The sequence below is a fragment of the Catellatospora methionotrophica genome (assembly GCF_011297335.1).
Lineage (GTDB): Bacteria > Actinomycetota > Actinomycetes > Mycobacteriales > Micromonosporaceae > Catellatospora > Catellatospora methionotrophica.
The window spans coordinates 1-23170 of sequence record NZ_JAAOTJ010000015.1; the positions used below are offsets into that span (position 1 = coordinate 1).

The following is a 23170-nucleotide window of genomic DNA, read 5'->3' on the forward strand; positions in this document are numbered from 1 at the left end:
CGCGGCCTCCAGACTGTCTGGAGGCCGCGAGTCTTTAAGAGTTGCGGGAAGGGGTGGGTCAGTTGACCTCGCTGACGAGGACGAAGGCGTCGTTCTTGATCTGGAGGAGGATGAAGGTGGGGTGGGGTTGGGTGCCGTTGGGGGTGAACTCGGCAGGGCCGGAGAGCAGGTCGATGTCGGCGGGTTTGGTGTCGGCGATCGCCTTGCGTACGGCTTCGTGGTCGGTCGTGCCGGCGCGGGCGACGGCGTTGGCGGCCAGGCGTACCGCGTCGTAGCCCTGCATGGTGAACGGGCCCGGCTCGTGGCCGTAGGAGGCCCGGTACTTGGCAGCCCACTCCTTGGCCTTGGGGTCGAACTGCGCCAGCGGCAGGGTGATGCCGTAGACGTTCTCGGACTGCTTGGCGTCGAGCACGTCGAACAGGGTCGGGTCGGTGCCCGCGTCGGACAGCATGATCGTGCCCTGGTAGCCGCCGTCGCGCAGGTCGCGGATCATCCGGCCCGCCTCGGGGTAGTAGCCGGTGAAGAAGACCAGGTCGGCCTGCACCTCTTTGACCTTGTCAAGGACGCGAGGGTAGCTGGTCGCCCCCTGGCTGACCCTCATCTGCCCGGCCAGTTCCAGCGGGCCGTCCTTCTTCTGCACGCTGGCCACGGCCGCGGCCGCCACGGTCTGCGGGAAGCTGGTGCCGTCGTCGATCACCAGCAGCCGCTGCCGGCCGAGCTTCTCCATCGCGTCGACGGCCCGGTCGGCCTCCAGCGTGGTGGTGCCGGCCAGCAGGAACACGCTGTCGTAGCCGGGCGCGAGCAGGTCGGTCGAGTTCGCCGCCGGGATGATCATCGGGACGCCCGCAGTCCGGAAGACCTTGAGCGTCGGCACTGCGGCCACGCTGCACCCGCCGCCGACGGAGACGGTGATGTCCCGGCCGACCATCTCGTTGGCCTTCACCACGGCCGTGCCGGGGTCGCAGGCGTCGTCGCCCACGACCAGCTCGACTTTGCGGCCGAGCACCCCGCCCGCGTCGTTGACGTCCTTGACCGCGATCTGGAACGCCTCCAGCAGGCGCTGCCCGGTGGGCGCGTTGTCGCCGGTCAGCGGCACGAGTGCGCCGAATCGGACGACATCAGGCGTGGTGTCCGCCTTCTCCTGCTGGCCGCAGGCGGCCAATCCGCCCAGCAGCAGGGCGGCCAGCAGGGCGACCGCCCTGCCCAGTCGGCGCCGGGCTCGCGGTCCGTGGAGGATGTCCATATCGTGAATTATTATCAGAGTTCGCGGGATAAGCCGGAATTGCCGCGTGGAAGATCGCGTTGACCACCCGGACAAGGCCCGACGGAGCGGCCGACCGGCCACTCGGAGGAGGACCCCCGAAAAATGCACTGGCCGTCTTGGAGGCGGGCCGTCGATCGGCTCGGCAGGCGGGGCAAGGGTGCCCGCCGGGCCGATCCGGTGCTGCGGCCGCGCCGCAGCCTAGGTATGACCGCCGCGCTCGCCGCGGTGCTCTGCGGGCTGGGCGCCTTCACGCTGTGGGGCACCCTCCAGGCCACCCAGGCCACCGAGGTGCAGGGCCAGGCGCTGGTGCTCGACGCCATCTTCAGCGAGGCCAACGCCGCCGTGGCTGTCCAGGAGATGCAGGCCCGCCACTACCAGCTCGAACCCTCCGTAGCCAGCCGCGCCCGCTATCTGGAGGCCGCCGGGCAGGCCGACGCCACGCTGCGCCGCGCGGTGGAGCTGAGCACCGGAGCGGCCCTGGAGGACGCGCTGCGGCTGCAGGCGGAGCAGTCGGCGTACCGGCAGGCCGCCGACGAGTTGATCATCATGGTGACCGACCGCAACCCCGACGCCGTCCAGCAGGACCGGCTGGAGGTCACCCCGGCGTACTACACGCTCCAGCACGACATCACCGAGGTCGCCCGCGACCACCACACGCAGGCCCAGAAGCTGGTCGCCGACCTGCGCAAGGTACAGACCCGGATGTTCGCCGCGACGATCGTCGGGTTCGCCATCGGCCTGGGGCTGGTCGCCGCGATCTGGCGGGTCATGCTGGGCTACCAGCGCCGGGTGCTCCAGCACGCCGAGGTCAGCCAGTACCAGGCGCTGCACGACCCGCTCACCGGGCTGGCCAACCGCCTGCTGTTCCAGCGCAGGCTGGAGGACGCGCTGGATCCGGCGCGACCCGACGCCGAACAGCTCGCCGTGATGCTGATCGACATGAACGGGTTCAAAGCGGTCAACGACACCCTCGGCCACCAGGCCGGGGACGACGTACTGGTCGAGACCGGGCACCGGCTGCGCAAGGTGGTACGCGACGGGGACATCGTGGCGCGGCTCGGCGGGGACGAGTTCGCGGTGCTGCTGCCCAGCGTCGCGTCGGCCGACGTGGCCACCGAGATCGCCGAGCGGGCCACCGGCGCTCTGCGGCGCAACTTCCTGCTGCCCGCGGGCTCCGCGGCCGTCAGCGGCAGCGTGGGCATGGTGCTCGGCCGTCCCGGCACGTCGGCCGAGGACATGCTGCGCCACGCCGACGCCGCCATGTACCGGGCCAAGACCAGCGGCAAGGGCGTCGCGCTGTACGACCCCGAGGTCGACACGGACCAGCCGGGCCGGATGGCGCTGTTCGGGGACCTGCGCGCCCTGCTCACCGACGGCGACCCGGACGGCCAGCTGGTGCTGTACTACCAGCCGCAGGTCCGCCTGGCCGACGCCACCGTCAGCGCCACCGAGGCGCTGGTGCGCTGGCGGCACCCGCAGCTCGGACTGCTGTCGCCCGGCGTGTTCCTGGGCGTCGCGGAGACCGGTGGGCTGGAGATCCCGCTCACGTACCACCTGATGCGGATCGCGGTGAAGCAGGCCGCGCACTGGTGCGCGCAGGGCCGCCCGATGACCGTGTCGGTCAACGTGTCGCCGAACTGCCTGCTCGACGACGCCTTCGTCGGCCAGGTCCGCTCCGCGCTGGCCGAGCACGGGCTGCCCGCCACGCTGCTACGGCTGGAGATCACCGAGAGCGGTATGACCACCGACCCGGGGCGGGCGCAGGACGCGCTGCGCCGGGTGCGCCGCGACGGCGTACAGGTCTCGATCGACGACTTCGGCACCGGCTTCAGCTCACTCAGCCAGCTCAAACTGCTCGCCGCCGACGAGCTGAAGATCGACCGGACCTTCATCCACGACCTGGCCACCGATCCCGGCGACGCGATCCTGGTGCGCAGCGCGATAGAGCTCGCGCACAACCTCGGCATGTTCGTCACGGCCGAGGGCGTGGAGGATCTCACCGCGCTGGCCATCCTCGACGAGCTGGGCTGCGACCAGGTGCAGGGCTTCGCGCTGGCCTACCCCGTCCCGGCCGACGCGCTGATGGCCGAGATCCGCAAGGCGCAGGACACCGCGCGCAGCACGCTCAAACCCGCCACCCGCCGGGGCCCGGCGACGGTCCAGCCGACCCAGACCGCCGCCGCGCTCAACCCCTGACCGCCGCGTCCGCCGTGCCGGTGTGGGCACGGCGGACGCGGCGCCGGTCAGTGCGCGTAGACCTCGAACTCGGAGATCTGCGCGGCGGGCCAGCCGGTGTTGGACGTGAACGTCAGCGTCAGCTCCCGGGCCGTGACGGCCGGGAACGCGATGGTCACGATGTTGCCCGTCTCCGGCGCGAACAGGTGCTCCGCCGCGTCGACCAGCGGCGCGCCGTCGGCCGACACCGCGATGGTCTGCCAGCGGCCACCCCAGTTGGCGGGCAGCTTCAGCACGATCCGGCTGACCGACACCTGGTGGCCCAGGTCGAGGGTGACGGTCTGCGGGAACGCCCCGTTGAGGCTCTCGAAGTACGTCGCCGGGTCGCCGTCGACCAGGTTCGGCGGCGCGATCCACCATCCGGCCTGCGAGCTGGACGTGATGTCGCGGCCCAGGGCCAGGTTGCCGTCGGGGTCGAAGCCGATGCCCTTCAGGCCCACCACGTACGGACCGGCGGGCGAGGTGCTGTGGATGGTCAGCGGCCCCGCGTAGTTGCCCGAGGCCGCCGGCGCGAACCGCACCTGGAGCGTGCACGTCGCCCCGACGGCGATGACGGCGCAGCCGCTGTCGACGGTGTAGCCGCGCGGCGGCACGACCGCCTCGATCGTGACCGGCTTCGGGCCCGGGTTGGTGATCGCGACGGGCCGCACCGCCACGGTGCCGATCGGCTGGAAGCCGTACTCGACGCCGGTCGCCTCGGCGATCTCCAGCTGCCCGGCGGGCGCGAACCCGCAGCGGGTGCCGTTCCAGCCCAGGTTGCCCGCGCCACGGGTCACCACGAACCCGCTGGCACAGTCGTGTACACCCCTGTCGCCGAGTCCGAACGCGACGACCTTGGCGAACGACGCCGCGCCCGGTGCCTGCAACTGCAGCGCGACCGTGCCCGCCCCGGCGACGGTCACCCGCTCCACGGACACGTTCGTGATGGCCTTGCCGAAGAACTGCATCCCGGCGTACGAGCTGTCCAGCAGGGTGGTGTCGCGGACCTGGACCGTGCCGGTCATGGGGGCGTCGGCCGCCCAGAACCACAGCGCGGCGATCTGCGTCGGCTCGTTGGGCACCAGGCTGCCGGTGCGCACCAGCAGGTTGCCGCTGATGACCGTGGTCCCGGCGAGCTGGTTCGCGCCGAACCGGTTGCCCACGTGCACGCCGCCGCCCTGGGTGACGGTGTCGGCGGCGACGTTGTCGCGGACCGTGTTGTCCCGGCCGCCGTACACCGCGAAGCCGTTGGCCAGCAGCGGCACCGAGACGGTGTTGCGGGCGAAGGTGTTGCCGGTGTCGGCGTTGGCCGCCGACCACATGGCCATGCCGTCGTCGCCGGTGTTGCGCACGAACAGGTTGGTGACCGTGCTGCGGCTGACCCCGTTGTGCAGGTTGAGGCCGTCGGCCCAGACGTTCTTGATCCGGCCGCCGTCGATGGTCAGGTTCTCCGACGGGCCGTCGAACCACATGCCGACCTTGACGTGCTCGACCCATACGTCGCTGATGGTCGAGTCGGTCAGCGAGCCGCCGAAGCCGCTGTCGATGGTGGCGTCGTCACGCACCACCGTCTCGCCGAACACGGCGAAGCCGGACAGGTGCACGCCGGTGCTCGGGGTCGGCGCGGCGTTGCCGAACAGGCCGACTCCCGCGCCGCGCAGCACGGTGTGCCACGGGCCCGCGCCGCGCACCGTCACCCGGTCCACCTGCAGGTGGCGGGTCACGGCGTAGTCGCCTGCCGGGATCCACAGGCCCCGCTGCTGGTCGCGGGCGGCGTCGATCGCCGTCTGCAACGCGGCGCCGGAGTCGGCCGCGCCGGTCGGGTCCGCGCCGAAGTCGGCCGCGTTCAGGTAGCCGGCGGGCGCGGCCGGGGCGGGGGCGACGACCTCGAAGTCGGCGAGGTCGACCACGGTCGCGGCGCTCGCCGTCAGCCGCACCTTCGTGCCCACGGCCAGGGTGCGGCCGAACTGCGTGCGCGCGTCGTCGAAGTAGTGGTGCTGTCCCCGGTCGGCGGGGTCGTTGGTGTACGGGTAGTTGCCGTACGCGTGCGCGTACTTCGAGGTCAGGGCCAGCTGTCCGGCGGCCTTGCCGTTCGCGGTCACGGTCAGCGCGCCGCTCGTGCCGTCGGGCACGGAGTAGCGGACGTCGACCGCGTTGGCGGGCTTGGCCAGGGTGAACTCGACCCACTCCCCCGCGTCGAGGGCGACCGCGCGGCGGCCGGACGCCTCTGCGGCGAGCTGGGTGAACGCGCGGCTCGCGGTGAGCACGCGGCCGTCGGTGCGGGCGTGCTCGGCCTCGTACTCGGTGAAGGGCACGGCCGCGCCGCGCGCGCCGTACAGGGCGGGCAGCGGCAGGGCGGTGCCGGGCAGGGTGGGCAGGGCCGGGACCGCTGGACCGGCGACGGCTGCCGCCGGTCCGGCCAGCACGCCTGCGGCGGCGACCGTGGTCGCGGCCAGCAGGGCGGTGCGGAGCTTCATCAATGGCTCCTGATCTGCGCGGATGGGGGCGCGCTCAAGAATGCGGGGGATGTGGATCGCCGGCCGGCACGCGTCGCGGGCGGTGTTCGGCGGCTGTTTCGGACACGTCGCGAGCGTGTTCCGAAGATGTCAGCAGATTAGGTCCGCTACGGTCGCCACGTCCAGAGTCCAACGCAAAATTCAAACAAACGTCCAGGGTTCGCTTGCGTGCCTCAGCTCGACGACGTGAGGGCAATTATCCCTGATGGCAAAGCCATTACGGCCGTCAGGACAGGCATGGAGTACGGTGACGCATGGCGGCGTAAGCCCTAGTGACAGCCTTTCGGCAGCAGAGTTTACGCAATTATCACGACAGATTACGCAAGTGATTGCAGCGAGCGATCGCATCGATCCCGCTGCCGAGCGGATGATGTCGGGATGGTCGAGACGACACGGGCGGACGACGGGGCGTCGCTGTGGACCCGTCGCACCGGCAGCGGCACGCCGCTCGTGCTGTGCCACGGCGGGCCGGGGCTCTGGGACTACTTCGACGAACCGGCCGCTCTGCTGGCCGGGGACTTCACCGTCGTGCAGTGGGACCAGCGCGGTTGTGGCCGCTCACCGTCGCCGGGTCCGTACACGATCGAGCAGAGCGTCGCCGACCTGCACGCCGTCGTCCGCGGCACCTGCCCGTCCCCCGTCGCCGTGCTCGGCCACTCCTGGGGCGGCCTGCTCGCGCTGCGCTACGCCCTGGCCCATCCCGAACACGTCAGCCACCTGGTGTACGTGTCCGGCGTCGGCGTGGACCCGACGGCCACCTGGCTCGGCGACTTCCTGGCCGCCGCGCGCGCCCGGATCGGCCCGCGCCTGCCCCGCTTCGACGAGCTGTACGGCCGCGAGCGCACCGCGCCGGAGGAGCGGGAATTCGCCGTGCTCCAGTGGTCAGCGGACTTCACCGAGCCAGCGTCGGCGTTCGCGCTGGCCGAACGGCTCGCGACACCGTTTCGCGGCATCAACCGCGCCTGCCACGCCGCGCTGACCCGCCAGACCGACGAGTACGTCGACTCCGGCGCGGCCCTCACCGCGATCGCCGCCGTGCGCACCCCCACGCTGATCATCGACGGAGCTCACGACATCCGGCCGCGCCGGGCCGTGGACTCCCTGGTCCGAGCGCTACCACGGGCCACCAGGATCACCCTGGACACGGGGCACAACCCCTGGGCCGAGCAGCCCGCCGCTTTCGCCGCAGCCGTTCGGGACTTTCTCCTCCGCGACCCGCTCTCCCCACCGGGTGCCCGGTGAGCACCCAGCGGGCCGACGGCCTCACGAAATGGGCCTGATCAGGCACGCGGCTAAGTAACGTGGACGGAGTGACAGGGGACGGAATCACCCGCCGCAGGCTGCTCACCGGTGCAGGGGCCGCGGCGGTCGCCGCCGGGGTGGGCGCTTGCGCCGACCGGTCGAGCCCGACGCCCGCGGCGGCGAGCACGACACCGGTCGCCGCCCCCAGCCCGACGCTCGACGAGGGGGCCCTGCGCAAGAAGATCGCCCGGATGATGATCGTCGGCTTCCGGGGCGCACAGGTCGGCCCCGACGACTGGATCATGAGGGACATCCGCGAACGCGGGCTCGGCGGCGTCATCCTGTTCGACCGCGACCAGCTCACCGGCGAGAGCCGCAACATCAATTCGCCGGCCCAGGTCACCGCACTGGTCAAGACCCTCCAGGACGCGGCGCCGCACGGGCTGATCGTCTCCATCGACCAGGAGGGTGGCAAGATCGCCCGACTCGGGCCGCAGAACGGCTTTCCCGCGACGAAGTCGCAGGCCGAGATCGGCGCGCTCAACTCACCGACGGCCACCCGCGCCTGGGCTGGCGGCATGGCCCGGAGCCTGGTCCAGATCGGGGTCAACTTCAACTTCGCCCCCGTCGCCGATCTCGCGGTCAACCCGCAGAACCCGGCGATCGCCCTGCTCGGGCGCAGCTTCTCGGCCGACCCGAACGTCGTGGTGTCCTGCGCGACCGACACCATCGACACCTACCGCCAGGCGAAGGTGCGCACCTCGATCAAGCACTTCCCCGGCCTCGGCAGCGCCACCGGCAACACCGACTTCGAGGCCGTCGACGTGACCGACACCTGGACCCGGGCCGAGATCGTGCCGTTCCAGAAGCTCATCGCCGCGGGCACCGCCGACACGGTCATGGTCACCCACTTCCTCAACCGCAAACTCGACCCCGACCGGCCCGTGTCGCTGTCCCATGCCGTCGTCACCGACCTGCTGCGCGGCCAGCTCGGCTGGGACGGCGTGGTGGTCACCGACGACATGCAGGCCGTCGCGATCACCAGCCGGTACGACCGCGACGAGGCGACCACGTACGCCCTGCAGGCCGGGGTCGACCAGCTCGTCTTCTGCAACCAGGCGGTCTACGACCCGGCGATCGTGACCGAGACCGTCGAGCACGTGCTCGGGCTGGTCCGCACCGGCAAGCTCACCGCGGCGCAGATCGACAAGTCCGCCGCCCGCATCGACGCCCTGTGGCCGCCCCGCTGACCAGGCCTGACCGAGGACGTCGGCAGCGTTGCGCCATTGCGGACGCAGAACGTCCGCAATGGGTTCTAGGGTGGGTGCCGATCAACCAGACGGACACCTTCGGCAAGGAGAATCACGTGGCTGACGTGCTGCTGTTCCACCACGCGCAAGGGCTGACCGAGGGCATCCGGGCCTTCGCCGACCGGCTGCGGCAGGCCGGGCACACCGTGCACACTCCGGACCAGTACGACGGCAACGTCTTCCCCACGCTGGACGAGGGTCTGGCCTACGCCAGGCAGGTCGGTTTCGGCGAGATCCAGGAGCGGGGCGTACGCGCCGCCGAAGCTCTGCCCGCCGAGCTGGTCTACCTCGGCTTCTCGCTCGGCGTGCTGCCCGCGCAGCGGCTGGCGCAGACCCGGGCCGGGGCCCGTGGCGCGGTGCTGCTCGAATCCTGCGTCCCGGCGTCGGAGTTCGGCCCGGGCTGGCCCGCCGACGTCGCGGTGCAGGTCCACGGCATGGACGCGGACCCGTTCTTCGCCGGGGAGGGCGACATCGACGCGGCCCGCGCCCTGGTCAAGGAGGCCGCCGACGGGGAGCTGTTCGTGTACCCCGGCGACCGGCACCTGTTCACCGACAGCTCACTGGCCACGTACGACGCCGACGCCGCAGCTCTCGTCACCGAGCGGGTGCTCGGCTTCCTGAGCCGCCGCTGAGGGGCCCACGGTGTCGTTACCGGCACCTAGACTCCCGCGACGTGACATCATCCCCCACCCCGATCGAGGCGGCCTTCGCCCTGTTGCAGCAGGGCCGCCTGGTCGAAGCCGAAGAACTCATGGCACGCGAGCTCCAGGCGGTCACGGCCGAGCACGGGCACGGCAGTCCCGCCTGGGCCTCGGCCCAGTGCGACCTGGGCAACGTGCTGCTGAACGCCGACCAGCTGAACCGTGCGATCGAGTGCTACCGCAACGCGACCACCGCGTCCTCGGCCGACCCGCAGTTCCGCAGGGACCACCTGACCTACCGGCTGAACCTGGGCCTTGCCCTGCGGATGGCGGGACGGCTCGACGAAGCCGAGTCCGAACTGCGCCAGGGCGCCCGGGACCGCCTGGCCTTCTACGGCCGGGAGCACCCCGGGTACGCGTTCGGCCTGGAGTCGCTGGCCGACGTGCTGCTCCAGCGCGGCGACGTGGCGCAGGCGCGGCAGGTCGTCGAGGAGACGGTGGACAACCTGTGGCGCAACGGCCATCCGCGGGTCGCGTCCGCGCTGGCGCTGCGGGCGGAGGTCATGGCCGTCCACCCTGCCGGGGGTCCGCTGTTCCCGCAGGTCGACCAGCTGCCCGAACCGATGCTCGAGCAGGTGGCGGAGTCGGTGCTGAACCGGCAGGGCCAAGGCGACCCGGCGGTCTTTCCCACCGTCCTGAAAGCACTGGTCGCGGTGCTGGAGAGGCGGCTCGGCCCGGACCACCAGGCGACCCTCAACGCGCTGTCCGCGCTCGCCAACAGCGGACGCGACCGCGGCGACCATGCCGGGCGCGTCGAGGCGATCCAGCGGGTCCTGGCCTCCTACGACCGGCAGGGCATGGCCGAGCAGGCGCTCATGGCGGCCCTCGGACTGGCGATGGCGCAGAGCGAGGTGGGCGACGAGGACGGGGCGCTGCACACGTACGCGTCGGCGCACACCCGGGCCGAGCGCATCGGCAGTCCGGTGCTGGTGAGCCAGGTGCTGCGCAACTGGGGGCTCGCCCTGCGCGAGGCCGGGCAGCCGCAGCCGGCGGAGCAGCGGCTGGGTGAGGCGGTGGCGCACGCCCGCCGGGGCTCCGACGGGGAGACGCTCGGCCGGGCCGGCGTCGCGCTCGGCCTCTTCCTCCAGCACGAGGGGCGGCTGGAGCAGGCGCGGCCGGTGCTGGAGGAGGGACTGTCCGTGCTGGACCCCGTGCATCCCGACGCGATGATCGGACGCAGCCACCTCGGCGCGGTCCTGGACGGGCGCACCTGCGGGTGTGGTGACATGGGCACGACGATCACGGACGCTTTCCGCGAGTTCGTCATCGGCAGGCTACCTGCCGACCTGCTCGCCCGCCTGGACGTGGCGGTCGTGGACGACGACTTCAAGATCGATGTCGAGCTGCGGCGCGAGCCGACGGAGGAGGAGCTTCAACGCCTCAACGCGGTCGTGTCGTCGGCGTACGCCGAGTTCCGCCGCCGCCTGACGAGCCCGCGGCGCACGGGCTGACCGGACCGCCCCCGTGACCTCAGCGTCGGCACAGACGCGGGGCCGCGGGGGCGGGTCGGGGTGATCGCGGAGTTGCGCGGGCCCTCAGCCCTCGGCCTGGTCCTTGTCGCGCAGGGCCTGCTCGACGGCCTCCTGCACGCGGGCGTCCTCCCGCCGCTCGCGCTGGGCGCGGCCACGGCGCGACAGCACCCGCACCCCGACGGCGGCCGCGATCAGCACGACGATCAGCAGGAGCAGCGTCCACGGCACGGCCCAGCCGCCCGCCGTCGCCTCGACCGCCGCGAGCGGCGAGGTGGTGCCCGACGCGTCGACCAGCAGCGGGGTGAGGGTCACGGTGGCGGTGAGCCGGACCGTCGGCGCGACGCCGTGCACGGGCACGCTCACCTGCCAGCTCTCCCCCGGCAGGAGCTGCGGCGACGGGGCGGGCTGCGCCGCGTCGGCGCGCAGCCGTCCGAACGGGCCTGCGACGGACACCGCCTGCTGGGCCGAGAGCATGGCGTTGCCGGTGTTGTGGATCCGGTAGGTGACGGTGGCGTCGCCCTTGCCGAGCGGGTGGGCCGTGCCCGCGTACGCGATGGAGAGGTCCTCGACCGTGAGGCCGGGCTTGAGCTCGCCGCCGACGCGCAGTTTCACCCGGATGCCGAGCCGCCGGTCGACATTGATGCCCGCCGCGTCGCTGGACTGGGTCAGCGAGCTGACGATGCCGCCGACGTAGTCGCCGGGCGTGGCGTTGGCGGGCACGGTGACCTTGAAGGGGACCTGGACGGACGCGCCGGGCTCGAGCACGACACTGCTGCGGTCGGCGTGCAGCCACGCGCCGACCGCGACCGACTTGCCGTCCTTGGGGAGCAGGTCGAGCTGGCCCGCGCCGGTGGTGAAACCGTCGGCGGCGTACACCGCCAGATCCAGCGGGGCCGGGCCCCGGTTGGCCACGACCAGGGCGTCGGTGACGGTGCCGCCGGGGTTGACGGAGTAGCTGTAGCTGGACCGGTCGGCACCATAGGCGTTCGACGCCGTACGGACCGTCCAGGCGACGTCGCCGTCGGCCGCCAGCGCGGGATCGGAGCCCAGGCCGACCATGGCGAGCGCGGCGAGCAGGGTCAGCGCGGCGGTCAGCAGGCGGGTCAAGCGGCGGCGCGGGGCAGATGCGTGCATGTCGGGTCCTTGCGCGATATGGAGCGGGTGCGGAACTGGGGGGCGGGGTGAGCACCGGCCGGCGCTCACCCCGCCCCGGTGGAGCGGATCGGTCAGCTGCTCAGCGCAGTGATCGTGAGGGTGGCGCGGTAGCTGCCCTTCGCGACGCTGTCCGGGATCTGCAGATCCAGGTCAGCACCGATCTTGGCCGAGCCACGGGGGTGACCCTGGTCGGCCCAGCTCAGGCCACGGGAGACCGACAGGCCCTGCCCCTGGTCCTGGAAGCCGGAGAGCACCTGGGCGTTGGCCTGGGCGCCCGCACCGGCGTCGAGCACGTACGGCGTCCAGCCGAGGTAGGAACCCGAGAACGACTTGTCGCCGTCCCGGAAGTCGCCGACGCTGGCCGAGATCGACCACGGTGCGAGCGAGCGGCGGCTGTCCGATACCAGAATCGGGTTGATCTTGCCGTTGGCCTGGAAGAACGAACCGTTGCGCTCCTGCGCGACGCCCAGGTTCACCAGCCCGTTGTAGCCGTCGATGGTCCAGCCGAACTCGCCCGGAGCCGGGTTGGGCACGTTGACCTGGATGGACTGGCCGTCACCCTGGTACGGGTGCACGGTCACCTTGTCGACGATCGAGCCGACCGGCTGCGCGGCGGTGGTGTTGTTGCACCAACTGCCGCCCTCGACCGACGCGTTCGGGGCCGCGCAGGTGCCGCTGCGGAGGTTCTCCAGCACCAGCTTGTCGGCCTTCACCTGCACCTTGACGTAGCTGCGGACGTGCTCCTGGTTCTGCACGGAGTTGTACCAGTAGCTGCCCGGGTTCAGCGGGTCCGGGCCGTTGCCGCGGATGCCGGTGCCGGTCGCGTCCGGGGTCTTGATGTCGTAGTACTTCGAGCCCGAGGCCGAGTTCGCCGTCACGTAGATGACGCCGCCGGGGCCGGGGGTCACCTCGGCCGCGCCGGGCTGCTCCGCCGGGTCGGCCTTCTGGCCGTTCTTGATGGCGTAGCTGCGCGAGTAGCTGTGGTCGTGACCCTGCAGCACCATGTCGATGCCCAGGTTCGAGAACGCGGTCGTGAAGTGCTCACGACGGTCCTTGTTGTCGGTGTCGGTGGCGTGGCTGGCCGGGGAGTAGATGGAGTGGTGGTAGACCAGCACCTTCCACTTGGCCTCCGCGCCGTGCTTGTTGATCACGTCGGTGATGTACGCGACGTGCGCCGAGTCGCCGACGTTGCCGCCGCCCACCGGCACCTTGTAGCTGTTGCTGTTGATGTCGATGAACAGCACGTCCTTGTAGACGAACCAGTAGTCGCCGCCGGACTTGGTGCCCGCCGGGTTCCCGTTGTCGTAGTAAGGGGCCGTACGGTCCGTGTTCGGGGTGAAGTGGTGCTGCTCGTAGGACTTGCCGCCCACGTCGTGGTTGCCGATCGTGGCCACCAGGGGGACCTGGCGCAGCTGGTCGGGAGCCAGGAACGAGGTCCACTGGCCCTCGTCGTTGGCGCTCTCGACGTGGTCGCCGCCGGAGACCAGCAGCTCGGCGTCCGGGTTGGCCGCGGTGGCCACCTTGAGGGTGTCCTCCCAGCCGGCCTGGTCCTTGAGCCGGTCGCCGGACGAGCCGATCTGCGGGTCGCCGAAGAACAGGAAGTCGTAGTCGCCCTCGAAGTCCTGCGTCTTGAAGGCGTACGCCGGGGACCAGTTGCCCTCGGCACCGACGCGGTAGGAGTAGGCGACGTTCTCCCGCAGGCTGGTGAGCGTCGCGTGCCGGTTGAAGCCGGTGGTGGAGGTGTTCGCGGCACCGACGGCGTCGACGGTGACGGCGTCGGCCGGGAACGCGCCGTCGACGATCGCGGCGGTCGGGGCGAGCTGGACCTTCTGCGCGGTGTCGGCGGAGGAGTACCAGTTCACGATGCGCTGCGACTGGTCGGCGCCGACGCCGAGGACGATGCCGGTGAGCGTGGCACCGTCCGCGGCGGCGGCCGGGCTGCCCAGGCCGCTGCCTACGGCGACGGCCACGCCCAGCAGAGCCGCGGTGGCCCCGGCGGCCATGCGGTGCCGCACAAGCCCGGAGGCCCGTGTCGAGTGGTTCAAGGTTCTGTTCCTTTGCTTGTGGGGGCGCGCAGGCGCAACCCCCAACTGGCGGATCGGTCCTTACGCTTGACCCGCCGGATGAACCGGTGGTGAACCCCGCCGGGCGGCCTGGTAGCCCTTCCCCGAAGGTCACTGCGGTTTCAGGACGCGAACACCCGTTGCACGAACCAGACCAGTCCCATCACGGACACCCCGGCCGAAACCACGCCCGTGGCCCACAGGCCCGCCCGGGGCGCACGGCGTCGCAGCACGATCAGCAGCGGGAACACCGCCGCGATGATCGCGAGCTGGACGACCTCGATGCCGACGTTGAACACCAGCAGCGACCACAGCAGCGTCCACGACCACGCCTCGTCGATGCCCAGCGCGCCCGCGAAACCCAGCCCGTGCACGAGTCCGAAGCAGAACACCACCGCCAGCCGCAGCCACCCGGAACGGTCCAGGCTGAAATGCCCGTGTCCCGGCGACGCCAGGTCGACGGCGTGCTCACCCCGGCTGCGGATACGCCACAGGTGCCAGCCGGCCACCACCGCGATCGACAGCGCGATCACCGGCTCCACGATCGACGCGGGCACCGCGACCAGGCCGAGCGCGGCGAGCATGAACGTCACCGAGTGCGCGAGGGTGAAGCTCGTGGCCGTGAGCACGATCTCGCGCAGGCGGCGCGACCCGGCGATCAGCGCCAGCAGGAACAGGATGTGGTCGATGCCGCTGAGCAGATGCTCGGCACCCAGCCGGAAGAACTCCCCGAACCGCTGGTACCAGGTCTGCGCGGTCGAGAACGACGGGCTCGCGGCATCGAGCGCGGCGCTGCCCGCGTGGCCGTCCAGGTCGTACGTGACGATGGTCTTGGTGCCCTTGACGAAGCCCTCGCCGTCGGGGAAGAGACCACTGCGCACCTCGTGGCCACCGGTCCCGTCCGGGCAGGCCCAGTCGAGCAGCAGATTCGCGTACGGCACGCCCTCCTGCTCGCCCATCGTGAAACCGCCGACACGCGCCGGGGCGCAGGCCGCGCCGCCCGAGGTGACCGACAGACGCGCGGCGACGTACCCGACGACCGGCTCCGCGTGGGCGTCGAGCGCCGCGGCCTGTGCCGCCGCGTCACCGTCCTCGAACGCGGCGGTGCCCTCCCGGAACAGGGCGTCGACGTGCCCGGAGTCGGCGGCGGAGACGACGAGCAGGTCGTATTCGAGACCCAGCTTCGTCCGGACGTGACCCTGCTCGCCGGCGGTGACGTCGACGTACGCGGTCGAGGAGAAACCGTGGGCTGCTGCCGGGGCGGATCCCAGCAGGGTGGACGCCGCCGCGGCGATGCCGAGCGCGGCGATGGCGAGGGGGTGGCGCAGGTGCGGTGACATGGTGCTCCTTACGTGACCCGTGCACGCTGCACGGCACGGGTGAACACCAGCCCGACCAGCGGCGAACCGCTGGCGAACAAACGCCCGCGACGGCTTCCGACCGGCTTTCGGCGGCCTCCGCTGAGGTAGGAATACGGGGTACCGAGCCCCTCACCACTCCTGGACGATCACCTTGCGCCCTCCGCTTCGCGCCGTCGCCATCCTGGCCGCGGTCGCCGCACTCGTCACCGGCTGCGGCTCCGGCGACGACTGGTCCCAGCCGCACGCCAAGCCCACCGCCGTCGGCACCCTGGGCCCGGGGTTCGTCGACCCGACGGCCCGGCCCGCCCCCGAGGCGACCATCACGCCCCGGCCCGGATCCTGGACCGGCGTCCACCCGTCGGCGGACTACCGCGTCGTGCTGCTGGCCTCGGGCACCGACGCCCCGACGAAGGCCCTGGTGGCGGCGGTCGAGCAGTGGGCCGACGAGGAGCACGTCGCCCTGCGTACGGTGACCCCCGACGGGCCCCACGACCTCCTGCACGCGGTGACCCGGGCCCTGGAGATGTCCCCGGACCTCATCGTCAGCGCGGGCAACGACCTCATCGACCCGCTCGCACTGGTCACCGCCAGCCACCTGTCCCAGCAGTTCCTGGTGGTCGGCGCGGAACTGGCCGAACCCACCCACAACGTCACCGCTGTCGACTGGTCCGGCGCGTCGTTCCGCGGCGAGGGACTGGGCATGTCCTCGACGTACGACGCCGCCTCGTTCACCGCCGAGCGCTGCGCGGCGGCGATCCGGGCGGGGGTCGCGGCCGTGCTCAACGACCTGACCGGCATCGTGATCTGGCTCGACCAGCACTGACCAGCCCGATTACGGCCCGCATGCCGACCTCGCCGCCACCCAGCCCCCACATGATCGCCGGTTCGACGCTGTGATGTGGCCGTTTGCGCGACGGTCGGGTTGCCGCGCGATGCGAGGCTGTCAGCTATGACAATGCTCGCCAAGGGTGGCAATGCCGCCGTCCCGACCACCACCGTCCGCGTCGTCATCGGCTGGCAGCCGGGACCCGGCGTGCCCGACGTGGACTGCACGGCACTGCTGCTCGACGCCACCGGCAAAGTCCGGAGCGACGCCGACATGGTCTTCTACAACCAGCCCAAACACGCCGGCGGCGCCGTCGTCCACGACGGCAAGCAGCAGGCCAACGGATGGGCGTACGACGCGGTGAGCGTCGACCTGGGCGCCGTGGAGCCGGGCGTCGACCGGATCGAGGTGGCCGCGTCCGCCGACGGTGGATCGTTCGGCCAGGTCCGAGGGTTCTACTGCGCGGTCTACGACGCCGTCGGCAACACCGAGCTGCTGCGCTTCACCGACATGCAGGCCGCGTCGGAGACCGCGTTCGTGGTCGGTGAGCTGTACCGGCGGCAGGGCGCCTGGAAGTTCCGCGCCGTCGGGCAGGGCTGGGACAGCGGACTGGCCGGACTGGCGACCGCCTTCGGCATCTCGGTCGACGAGACGCCCGCGCCGCCGCCCGCACCGGCCCAGCAGGCCGCGCCGACGGTCCGGCTCACCAAAGGCGAGGAACGGCTTCCCGAAGCCGACCGGCAGCGACTCAACCTGCGCAAACAGCAGGTCCTCGTATCACTGGCCAAGCGCGGCGCGGCCGGGGTCCGCGCCAGGGTCATCGTGGTGCTCGACGCCTCCGGGTCCATGCACGGGCTGTACAAGCGCAAAGTGGTCATCGAGACGGTGGAGCGGATGGCCGCCGTCGCCGCCCAGCTCGACGACGACGGCACCATGCAGGTGTGGGCCTTCGCGGAACTGGCCCGCCAATTGCCGGACCTGGTCATCGCCGACATGCCGGGCTGGCTGCCGGCCAACGTCGCGACCCGCCCGTCGCGGGTGGGCGGCGTCAACAACGAGCCGGTCGTCATCGACCAGGTCCGCCGCTGGATCGCCGACAACCCGGTCGCCGACCCCACCCTGGTCCTGTTCTTCTCCGACGGCGGCGTGCACCGCAACGCCGAAATCGAGCGCCAGATCCGCGACGCCGCCCATCAGCCGATCTTCTGGCAGTTCATCGGCCTGGGACGCAGCAACTACGGCATTCTGGAACGCCTCGACCGGATGGCGGGCCGGGTCGTGGACAACGTCGGCTTCTTCTCCGTCGACGACATCTCCAAGGTCAGCGACGCCGAGCTGTACGACCGTCTGCTGAACGAGTTTCCGTCCTGGATCCCCGAGGTCCGCCGCCTGGGCATCCTACGATGACGCGTTGCGGCCACCGATAGTCGGATCACGTCCGGTGCCCAGCCGTAGGCAGGTGAACCACGCCAATGCGAGCCGGGCACCCACCCCATTTTCATGATCAGAATGAACCGAGCATTCAGTGGCGGGAAGGGGTGGGGCTGATGCGGCAGAATGCGAGATCGGCTCTGGCCGTCTTGGGTGATCCGTTCCCGGTGAAGGCAGCCGGATCCCGGCAGGCATTGCGCCGCGGACGATAGCCCATGACCTGCGTCCACGTCGGATCACATAACCAAGCGAGCTCCTGGCTCAACGAGCCCGTCGTTGCATAGAACTGGTCACGATTCATTCGCTCCATCGGCACGGCACCGCCCATGTCACTGGTCGCCGAAGGCGTCTTCGAGTACCAGGCGAGCCCGTGCCGGCACCTGCTCGTCAGGGAAGACCTCTGCGCACAACGCCAGCGCCTCCTCAACCGTGGTGAGGTTCAGACGCTCGATGAGAAAACGGATGTCATCGGCATCCCGCCGCCGCGCGGCGAGCACCTTCATCGCCAGCAGGTGTTCCGGGGAGGCCGCCGACACTCGCAGCCCTGGATGGTCGAACACGCGCGGTGCGGCAGCGTCACCGCCCGGTGCCACGTAGGCACTGGCCTGCTCATTGAGCCACCAATGGGGCAGCCCGAGTTCATCGGCGACCGCCCTGGCCTCATCGAGCACCACACCGTGAGGCTGAAATACGGCGTCGATGTCGCGCGTCGACCTCCGGGCGTCGTACGCCAGGGCCATCGCCGCACCACCGAAGATGTAGAGGTCTGCAACGACACCGCGGCGGGCCAGCCGCTCCCCGAGCCGACGGAACGCATCCTCGATCGCGACCCGGTCGAGCAGCGGATCACCGGCACTCACGCGACCTCCAGTTCCTGCGCGGCGACGTACACGCCTCGCCGCCGGAACGCCGCCGGTGCATGGACCAGCGCATCGACCCGAGCCGCGCGGGTGTTGAACGGAAACCACAAACTCCGCAGCGATCTCGACTCGCCCCAGGAGGGAGCCCCTCGACCGTCGCGCGCCGCTAGATGCTCAGCCAACGCGGCCAGAAACACATCCCAGCGTTGATCGCCAGTACCCGGCGGTTCTGCCGACAACATGCTCTGCCGCACGGCCGAGGGTTCCCAGCCGTACTCCTCCAGGAACTCCGCCACCAACCGCCAGCGCCGCGACTCGTCTGCACCCACCAGCAGTTCCCCGAGCCGCGCCAAGGTCAACGGCTGGTACGCCACGCCACGACCACGTTCCGTCACGCCACCGACAGTAGTACATGTCCTGCCCCGGGCCGCGCCTCGATCACAGCACCGTCAGGCAACCCGATTTCGCGTAAAAGATCAAAGTGGGGCGGGCGGGACTCGAACCCGCGACCGAGGGATTATGAGTCCCCTGCTCTAACCTGCTGAGCTACCGCCCCGCGCCGGATCATCCCCGGCGCGCATAGCGTAGCGAATCCAGGCCGCTGCTTACACGCCTGATATCGGCGCGACACTCTCGGCCGGTCGGGCATATCCCCGACGGCCGCGATATCCGATCGTCCCCGCCGAATGCGGTCCCCTAGGGTCGCGGCATGCCGCCCGCTGTGAACCCGCTGCCCGTCGACACCGACCTGCCTGCCTGGCTCGACTCGCTCGGCGACCGCTTCGCCGCCTTCGAGCAGCAGGGTTCCGGCTGCGTCTCGTACGGGGTGACCACCCCGTACGAGCCTCGGTTCGTGAAGACGTTCCCCGCCCAGAGCACGTGGTTACTGCGGCGGGCGCTCGCGGTGCACGGGGCCGTGGCACACAGGGCGATCGTCGCGCCGGTGGCCGCGTACCGGCTGAGGTCGGGCGTACACGCGCTGGTGTACCCGTGGCGGGACGGCGGAGTGCTGTATCCGGCGGATCCACGCGGGGCCGCCGTGCGTACGGACCCACAGGGGGCCATGGCCCGGTTCCGCGCGCTGCCGACGGGCGAGGTGGAGGCGGCGCTGGACGCGGTGCTCGACGCGCACGTCGCGGTCGCGGCGGCCGGTTTCGTCGCGGTCGACTTCTACGACGGCTGCCTGCTCTACGACTTCACGGCGTCCCGGATGCACGTGGTCGACCTGGACGAATACCGGCCCGGCCCGTTCCCGCTGGAGGCGGACCGGCTGCCCGGCTCGACGCGGTTCATGGCGCCGGAGGAGTTCCGCCGCGGCGCGGTGATCGACGAGCGGACGACCGTGTTCACGATGGGCCGGACGCTGCGGCTGCTGCTGGACTCCGGTGACGCCGAGGCCGCCTGGCGGGGCACGGACGGCCAGCTCGCCGTGATCGCCAAGGCGACCGACCGGCGTCCCGGACATCGTCATGCCACGGTGGCCGCGCTCACCGCCGCGTGGCGGGAGGCGACGGCCCGGCTCTGAACAGACTGGTGGGCTCGGCGGATCGCCGAGCCCACCACGGTCCTGAGGCCTTACGGGCGCGGGCTGCCGCCGTACGGGCCCTTCCGGCGCACGACGACCTGCTCGGCGGGGTCGCCGCAGTCGGTGCTGACGGCCTCGTTGTTCTCGTCACCGCTGTACGCGGCGACCCACTGGTAGGTGCCCGGCTGGTACGGCCGGAACGCGCCCGACCGGTACTGGCCGTTGTCGTCGACCGCCACCGTGGACGTGAAGACCGGGGTCCGCGAGCAGGTCGCGTCGTCCGGGCCGTACAGGGTGAAGGTGATGGTGCCGGTCGGGTCCTCGCCACCGGCCAGGGTCGCCGTGTCGTGGACGCGCTTGCCGACGTAGGTGTCCCGCGACGCCTCGGTGACCAGGGTCGGGGTCACCGGCACGGCGCGCACGACGACGCTCTCGTTCTCGTCGTTGCAGGCGGTGGCGGCCGGGGCGTTGTTCGCGTCACCGCTGTACGCGGCGATCCAGCGGTAGGTGCCGGGCGCGGTCGGGGTGATCCCGGCCGAGGTGTACGAGCCGTTGCCGGCGTCGACGGTCACGCCGTCGGTCACCACGGGCTCACCCGCGCAGGTCGCGTCGTCCGGGCCGTACAGGGTGAAGGTGATGGTGCCGCTCGGGTCGTCGCCGTCGGCCAGGGTGGCGGTGTCGCTGATGGAGCCGCCCAGGTCGACGTCGTCCGACGCGTTGGTGACCAGGGACGGGGTCGCCAGCGCGCCCACCACGACGTTCTCGCTCGGCTCGTTGCAGACGGTGCCGATGGCGGCGTTGTTGGCGTCGCCGGCGTAGAAGGCGGTCCAGTGGTAGGTGCCCGCGGTGGTCAGCGGGCCCGAGGCGTCGGAGGTGTAGTCGTCGTTGCCGGAGTCGACGTCGACCTCGTCGACGAACACCGGGGCCGCCTCGCAGACGTCGTCGCCGGGGCCGAACAGCCGGAACGTGATCGTCCCGGTCGGCTCGAAGCCACCGGCGAGCGTGGCGGTGTCGGTGGCGGTGCCGCCGACGGGCACGCCGGGCGAGGCGACGGTCGTCAGGGTCGGCACGGCCTGGGTGACCACGACCTCTTCGGCCTCGTCGTCGCAGCTCGTGGCGATGGTGCGGCCGTTCTGGTCGGTGTACTCGGCGACCCAGTGGTAGGTCCCGGCGACTGTAGGCGTGACGGGGCCCGACGGGTAGGAGCCGTCACCGGGAGCGGCGACCGGGCCGACCGTGAACGCCGGGGCGTTCTCGCAGGTGTCGTCATTGGGGCCGTACAGCGAGAAGCTGAGCGAGCCGGGTCCCTCGGTGGCGGCCAGGGTGGCCGTGTCGCTGACCTCGCCGCCGATGGCCACGTCCTCGGACGCGACGGTGGTCAGGGTCTGCAGCGCCTGGTTCAGGCCTACCGCGGTCATGGGCGCTGCTGCCTGCGCGCCGAGCGCGGCGGCCGAGGCTGCCGAGGTCAGCAGCGCCAGGCTGAGCAGTGCGCCTTGGGCGGCCTGCCGGCGTACCGAGTGGGAGCGTGCGGTCTTCATACGTGTTGCCTCCGCTGAACGGGTGAGGTGGCCTGGTGCGAAAAACACCCGAGACGGAGCTTATGGTCATGGATACCAACAAAAAGGGTGAAACGGTCGAACATGTCAACTCTTCACATTTGACAAGCGTGACCATGCCGAAAAACGTCGAAGACCCCGGCCCACCCGGGCCGGGGTCTTCGACGTGCTGGCTCCCCCACTTGGACTCGAACCAAGAACCTGCCGGTTAACAGCCGGCTGCTCTGCCAATTGAGCTACAGGGGAATGCGCTTCGGCGACCCTGCGGATCTCTCCTCAGCGGCGCGCCTCGACAAGACTACAGGAAGGTCCCCCGGGTATGGCAAACGGGTAACCCTGACCGGTCTGGTGTCGCGGCGCGCGCGCAACAGGCAGGATGGGACGCATCACGCGATCGAGGTCAAGGAGGCACGATGGGGAAGCTGGTGTGGTTCGCCGCGGGTGCGGCCGTCGGGTTCGTGGTCGGCACACGGGCCGGGCGCCAGACCTACGACGACCTGGTGGCCGCCACCCGCAAGGTGATGGAGCACCCCACGGTGCAGGAGGCGGCAGGCCTGGTGCAGGCACAGGCCTCGAAGCTGTACGACGACGGCCTGCGCAAGCTGAACCAGCAGGCCTGACCGCCCCCGTCGCGCGGAGCTAACCGGCGCGGCCGACTCCCGGCATCGGGCGGTCGGCCGCGCCGTCGAGTCCCACCGCGCTCAGCTCGTCGCGGGCGGCGTCGAGTTCGTCGGTGCCGTCGACCTCCAGGTGGTCGCAGCCCGCGTGCACGCCGCCGAGCACGGCCGCCAGCATCGAGCGGGCCACTGCGGCCAGGTCCGATTTCTCGTCGTGGTGCCCCAGGCGCAGCTTCACCACCGACAGCCGGGCGCGTCGCAGCCGGGTGAGCGCCTGAGCCGGGCTCTCCTTCGCGTCGGCCAACTGCTCGGCGCTCAGGCACGCGCCGATCCGGGCCGGGTCGGCCCGCTCCAGCAGCCGTACGACGTCCTGCGAGCCGGTGACCAGCGTGTTCGGCGCGGCCTCGACCGCGACCCGGACGAGCCGTCCGGTGTGCCAGGCGATCTCGGTCAGGCCGCCGCTGAAGTCGGCCATCAGCCGGGTCGCCGTCTGCCACTCGCGGTCGCGCAGTTCGCGCCGGGCCTCGTCGGCCGCGGTGTCGGTCTCCGCGTCGGCCTCGTCACCGACACGTGCGGGCACCGCCGAGCGGGGCAGCGTGGTGGAGATGGAGCCGTGGGCGCTGTCCTCGGGCAGCAGGTCCACCAGCACCCGCGCCAGGTCGAGGGTGTGCATCCACCAGGTGCGCCAGCTGCCGTCGGGAGCGGTGAGGTCGGGCCCCGTGTCCAGGGTGACCACCTCCAGCCGCCGCACGGCCAGCTCGTGGCGCAGCCGCTGGCGCAGGCCGAGCGAGGAGGCGAGGGTGGCGGCCAGGATCGGGCCGAGCCGCAGACTCACGCTGAGCACGTCGGCGAACAGGTGCTGGCGCTGCGGAACGACGCGGGCGTCCAGCGTCTTCAGGAGCGCGCGCACGTCTTTGATGTTCTCGACGGACACGACGGTCGCCACGTGCACAGTCTGTCCGTCGGGGTGTCGTAGGCGCATCGGTCACCTCCGCCCGGCGGCGTGTTGCCGAGAACGTACCTGCCTGATCCACATCAGACAAATAGAACCTAACAA

The 23170-nt window shown here is 71.2% G+C and carries 18 protein-coding genes and 2 tRNA genes; 9 read left to right on the forward strand and 11 right to left on the reverse strand.

The annotated features are described in order from the left end of the window. Positions 1 to 58: 58 nt before the first annotated feature. Positions 59 to 1243, reverse strand: a complete 1185-nt coding sequence (locus HAV40_RS27075) for a branched-chain amino acid ABC transporter substrate-binding protein (RefSeq protein WP_166386100.1) — start codon at positions 1241 to 1243, stop codon at positions 59 to 61. A 225-nt stretch (positions 1244 to 1468) separates the two neighbouring features. On the opposite strand from HAV40_RS27075, the gene HAV40_RS27080 reads away from it, so the two are divergent. Then, positions 1469 to 3460 carry a putative bifunctional diguanylate cyclase/phosphodiesterase gene (locus HAV40_RS27080; RefSeq protein ID WP_166386102.1) on the forward strand — a complete coding sequence of 664 codons (1992 nt, stop codon included), beginning with the start codon at positions 1469 to 1471 and terminating at the stop codon, positions 3458 to 3460. 47 nt (positions 3461 to 3507) lie between these two features. On the opposite strand, the gene HAV40_RS27085 is transcribed toward HAV40_RS27080, so the two are convergent. Continuing rightward, positions 3508 to 5955: a glycosyl hydrolase family 28-related protein gene (locus HAV40_RS27085; protein ID WP_166386104.1), complete on the reverse strand. Its 2448-nt coding sequence runs from the start codon at positions 5953 to 5955 to the stop codon at positions 3508 to 3510. Between the two features lie 417 nt (positions 5956 to 6372). On the opposite strand from HAV40_RS27085, the gene HAV40_RS27090 reads away from it, so the two are divergent. From HAV40_RS27090 to HAV40_RS27105, 4 genes are all read left to right on the forward strand, one after another. Next, the gene (locus tag HAV40_RS27090; protein WP_166386106.1) at positions 6373 to 7236 is read left to right on the forward strand and encodes an alpha/beta fold hydrolase; all 864 of its coding nucleotides are present in this window, start codon (positions 6373 to 6375) and stop codon (positions 7234 to 7236) included. A gap of 68 nt (positions 7237 to 7304) precedes the next feature. Continuing rightward, positions 7305 to 8486, forward strand: coding sequence for a glycoside hydrolase family 3 N-terminal domain-containing protein (locus tag HAV40_RS27095; protein ID WP_239086743.1), 1182 nt, complete (start codon positions 7305 to 7307; stop codon positions 8484 to 8486). A gap of 116 nt (positions 8487 to 8602) precedes the next feature. Further along, positions 8603 to 9178: a dienelactone hydrolase family protein gene (locus tag HAV40_RS27100; RefSeq protein ID WP_166386108.1), complete on the forward strand. Its 576-nt coding sequence runs from the start codon at positions 8603 to 8605 to the stop codon at positions 9176 to 9178. Between the two features lie 41 nt (positions 9179 to 9219). Then, a complete protein-coding gene (locus tag HAV40_RS27105) occupies positions 9220 to 10698 on the forward strand; it encodes a tetratricopeptide repeat protein (RefSeq protein WP_166386110.1) in 1479 nt (492 codons plus the stop codon). A gap of 84 nt (positions 10699 to 10782) precedes the next feature. Here HAV40_RS27105 and HAV40_RS27110 read toward each other — a convergent pair whose 3' ends face one another. From HAV40_RS27110 to HAV40_RS27120, 3 genes are all read right to left on the reverse strand, one after another. Further along, on the reverse strand, positions 10783 to 11853 hold the full coding sequence (locus HAV40_RS27110) for a WxL protein peptidoglycan domain-containing protein (RefSeq protein WP_166386112.1): 1071 nt from the start codon (positions 11851 to 11853) through the stop codon (positions 10783 to 10785). 92 nt (positions 11854 to 11945) lie between these two features. Then, on the reverse strand, positions 11946 to 13919 hold the full coding sequence (locus HAV40_RS27115; protein ID WP_239086742.1) for a purple acid phosphatase family protein: 1974 nt from the start codon (positions 13917 to 13919) through the stop codon (positions 11946 to 11948). A 140-nt stretch (positions 13920 to 14059) separates the two neighbouring features. Continuing rightward, positions 14060 to 15277: a HupE/UreJ family protein gene (locus HAV40_RS27120; RefSeq protein WP_166386114.1), complete on the reverse strand. Its 1218-nt coding sequence runs from the start codon at positions 15275 to 15277 to the stop codon at positions 14060 to 14062. A gap of 172 nt (positions 15278 to 15449) precedes the next feature. Between HAV40_RS27120 and HAV40_RS27125 the strand changes: the two genes are divergently transcribed. Both HAV40_RS27125 and HAV40_RS27130 read left to right on the forward strand, forming a co-directional pair. Then, entirely contained in the window at positions 15450 to 16121 is a 672-nt protein-coding gene (locus HAV40_RS27125; protein ID WP_166386116.1) for a type 1 periplasmic-binding domain-containing protein, read from the forward strand. 126 nt (positions 16122 to 16247) lie between these two features. Further along, the gene (locus tag HAV40_RS27130) at positions 16248 to 17531 is read left to right on the forward strand and encodes a VWA domain-containing protein (RefSeq protein ID WP_166386118.1); all 1284 of its coding nucleotides are present in this window, start codon (positions 16248 to 16250) and stop codon (positions 17529 to 17531) included. A gap of 353 nt (positions 17532 to 17884) precedes the next feature. On the opposite strand, the gene HAV40_RS27135 is transcribed toward HAV40_RS27130, so the two are convergent. From HAV40_RS27135 to HAV40_RS27145, 3 genes are all read right to left on the reverse strand, one after another. Then, positions 17885 to 18415, reverse strand: coding sequence for a DUF6036 family nucleotidyltransferase (locus tag HAV40_RS27135; RefSeq protein ID WP_166386120.1), 531 nt, complete (start codon positions 18413 to 18415; stop codon positions 17885 to 17887). Beyond that, positions 18412 to 18810, reverse strand: coding sequence for a hypothetical protein (locus tag HAV40_RS27140; protein WP_166386122.1), 399 nt, complete (start codon positions 18808 to 18810; stop codon positions 18412 to 18414). The genes HAV40_RS27135 and HAV40_RS27140 overlap by 4 nt, the downstream gene beginning before the upstream one ends. Before the next feature lie 87 nt (positions 18811 to 18897). Then, positions 18898 to 18971 (reverse strand) — tRNA-Ile (locus HAV40_RS27145). Positions 18972 to 19124: 153 nt separating this feature from the next. Here HAV40_RS27145 and HAV40_RS27150 point away from each other — a divergent pair. Further along, positions 19125 to 19940: a serine/threonine protein kinase gene (locus HAV40_RS27150; RefSeq protein WP_239086740.1), complete on the forward strand. Its 816-nt coding sequence runs from the start codon at positions 19125 to 19127 to the stop codon at positions 19938 to 19940. A gap of 50 nt (positions 19941 to 19990) precedes the next feature. On the opposite strand, the gene HAV40_RS27155 is transcribed toward HAV40_RS27150, so the two are convergent. After that, positions 19991 to 21478 carry an Ig-like domain repeat protein gene (locus HAV40_RS27155; protein ID WP_166386124.1) on the reverse strand — a complete coding sequence of 496 codons (1488 nt, stop codon included), beginning with the start codon at positions 21476 to 21478 and terminating at the stop codon, positions 19991 to 19993. A 188-nt stretch (positions 21479 to 21666) separates the two neighbouring features. Next, a tRNA-Asn gene (locus tag HAV40_RS27160) sits at positions 21667 to 21742 on the reverse strand. A gap of 167 nt (positions 21743 to 21909) precedes the next feature. Between HAV40_RS27160 and HAV40_RS27165 the strand changes: the two genes are divergently transcribed. Further along, positions 21910 to 22116: a hypothetical protein gene (locus HAV40_RS27165; protein WP_166386126.1), complete on the forward strand. Its 207-nt coding sequence runs from the start codon at positions 21910 to 21912 to the stop codon at positions 22114 to 22116. Positions 22117 to 22135: 19 nt separating this feature from the next. On the opposite strand, the gene HAV40_RS27170 is transcribed toward HAV40_RS27165, so the two are convergent. Continuing rightward, on the reverse strand, positions 22136 to 23059 hold the full coding sequence (locus tag HAV40_RS27170) for a hypothetical protein (protein WP_166386128.1): 924 nt from the start codon (positions 23057 to 23059) through the stop codon (positions 22136 to 22138). Between the last annotated feature and the right edge of the window lie 111 nt (positions 23060 to 23170).

Bases quoted from the DNA above. Each gene is read 5' to 3' on its own strand.
- HAV40_RS27110 (WP_166386112.1), bottom strand. From the start codon at position 11,853: ATGCACGCATCTGCCCCGCGCCGCCGCTTGACCCGCCTGCTGACCGCC.
- HAV40_RS27130 (WP_166386118.1), top strand. From the start codon at position 16,248: ATGACAATGCTCGCCAAGGGTGGCAATGCCGCCGTCCCGACCACCACC.
- HAV40_RS27155 (WP_166386124.1), bottom strand. From the start codon at position 21,478: ATGAAGACCGCACGCTCCCACTCGGTACGCCGGCAGGCCGCCCAAGGC.
- HAV40_RS27080 (WP_166386102.1), top strand. From the start codon at position 1,469: ATGACCGCCGCGCTCGCCGCGGTGCTCTGCGGGCTGGGCGCCTTCACG.
- HAV40_RS27165 (WP_166386126.1), top strand. From the start codon at position 21,910: ATGGGGAAGCTGGTGTGGTTCGCCGCGGGTGCGGCCGTCGGGTTCGTG.
- HAV40_RS27090 (WP_166386106.1), top strand. From the start codon at position 6,373: ATGGTCGAGACGACACGGGCGGACGACGGGGCGTCGCTGTGGACCCGT.
- HAV40_RS27075 (WP_166386100.1), bottom strand. From the start codon at position 1,243: ATGGACATCCTCCACGGACCGCGAGCCCGGCGCCGACTGGGCAGGGCG.
- HAV40_RS27085 (WP_166386104.1), bottom strand. From the start codon at position 5,955: ATGAAGCTCCGCACCGCCCTGCTGGCCGCGACCACGGTCGCCGCCGCA.
- HAV40_RS27150 (WP_239086740.1), top strand. From the start codon at position 19,125: ATGCCGCCCGCTGTGAACCCGCTGCCCGTCGACACCGACCTGCCTGCC.
- HAV40_RS27120 (WP_166386114.1), bottom strand. From the start codon at position 15,277: ATGTCACCGCACCTGCGCCACCCCCTCGCCATCGCCGCGCTCGGCATC.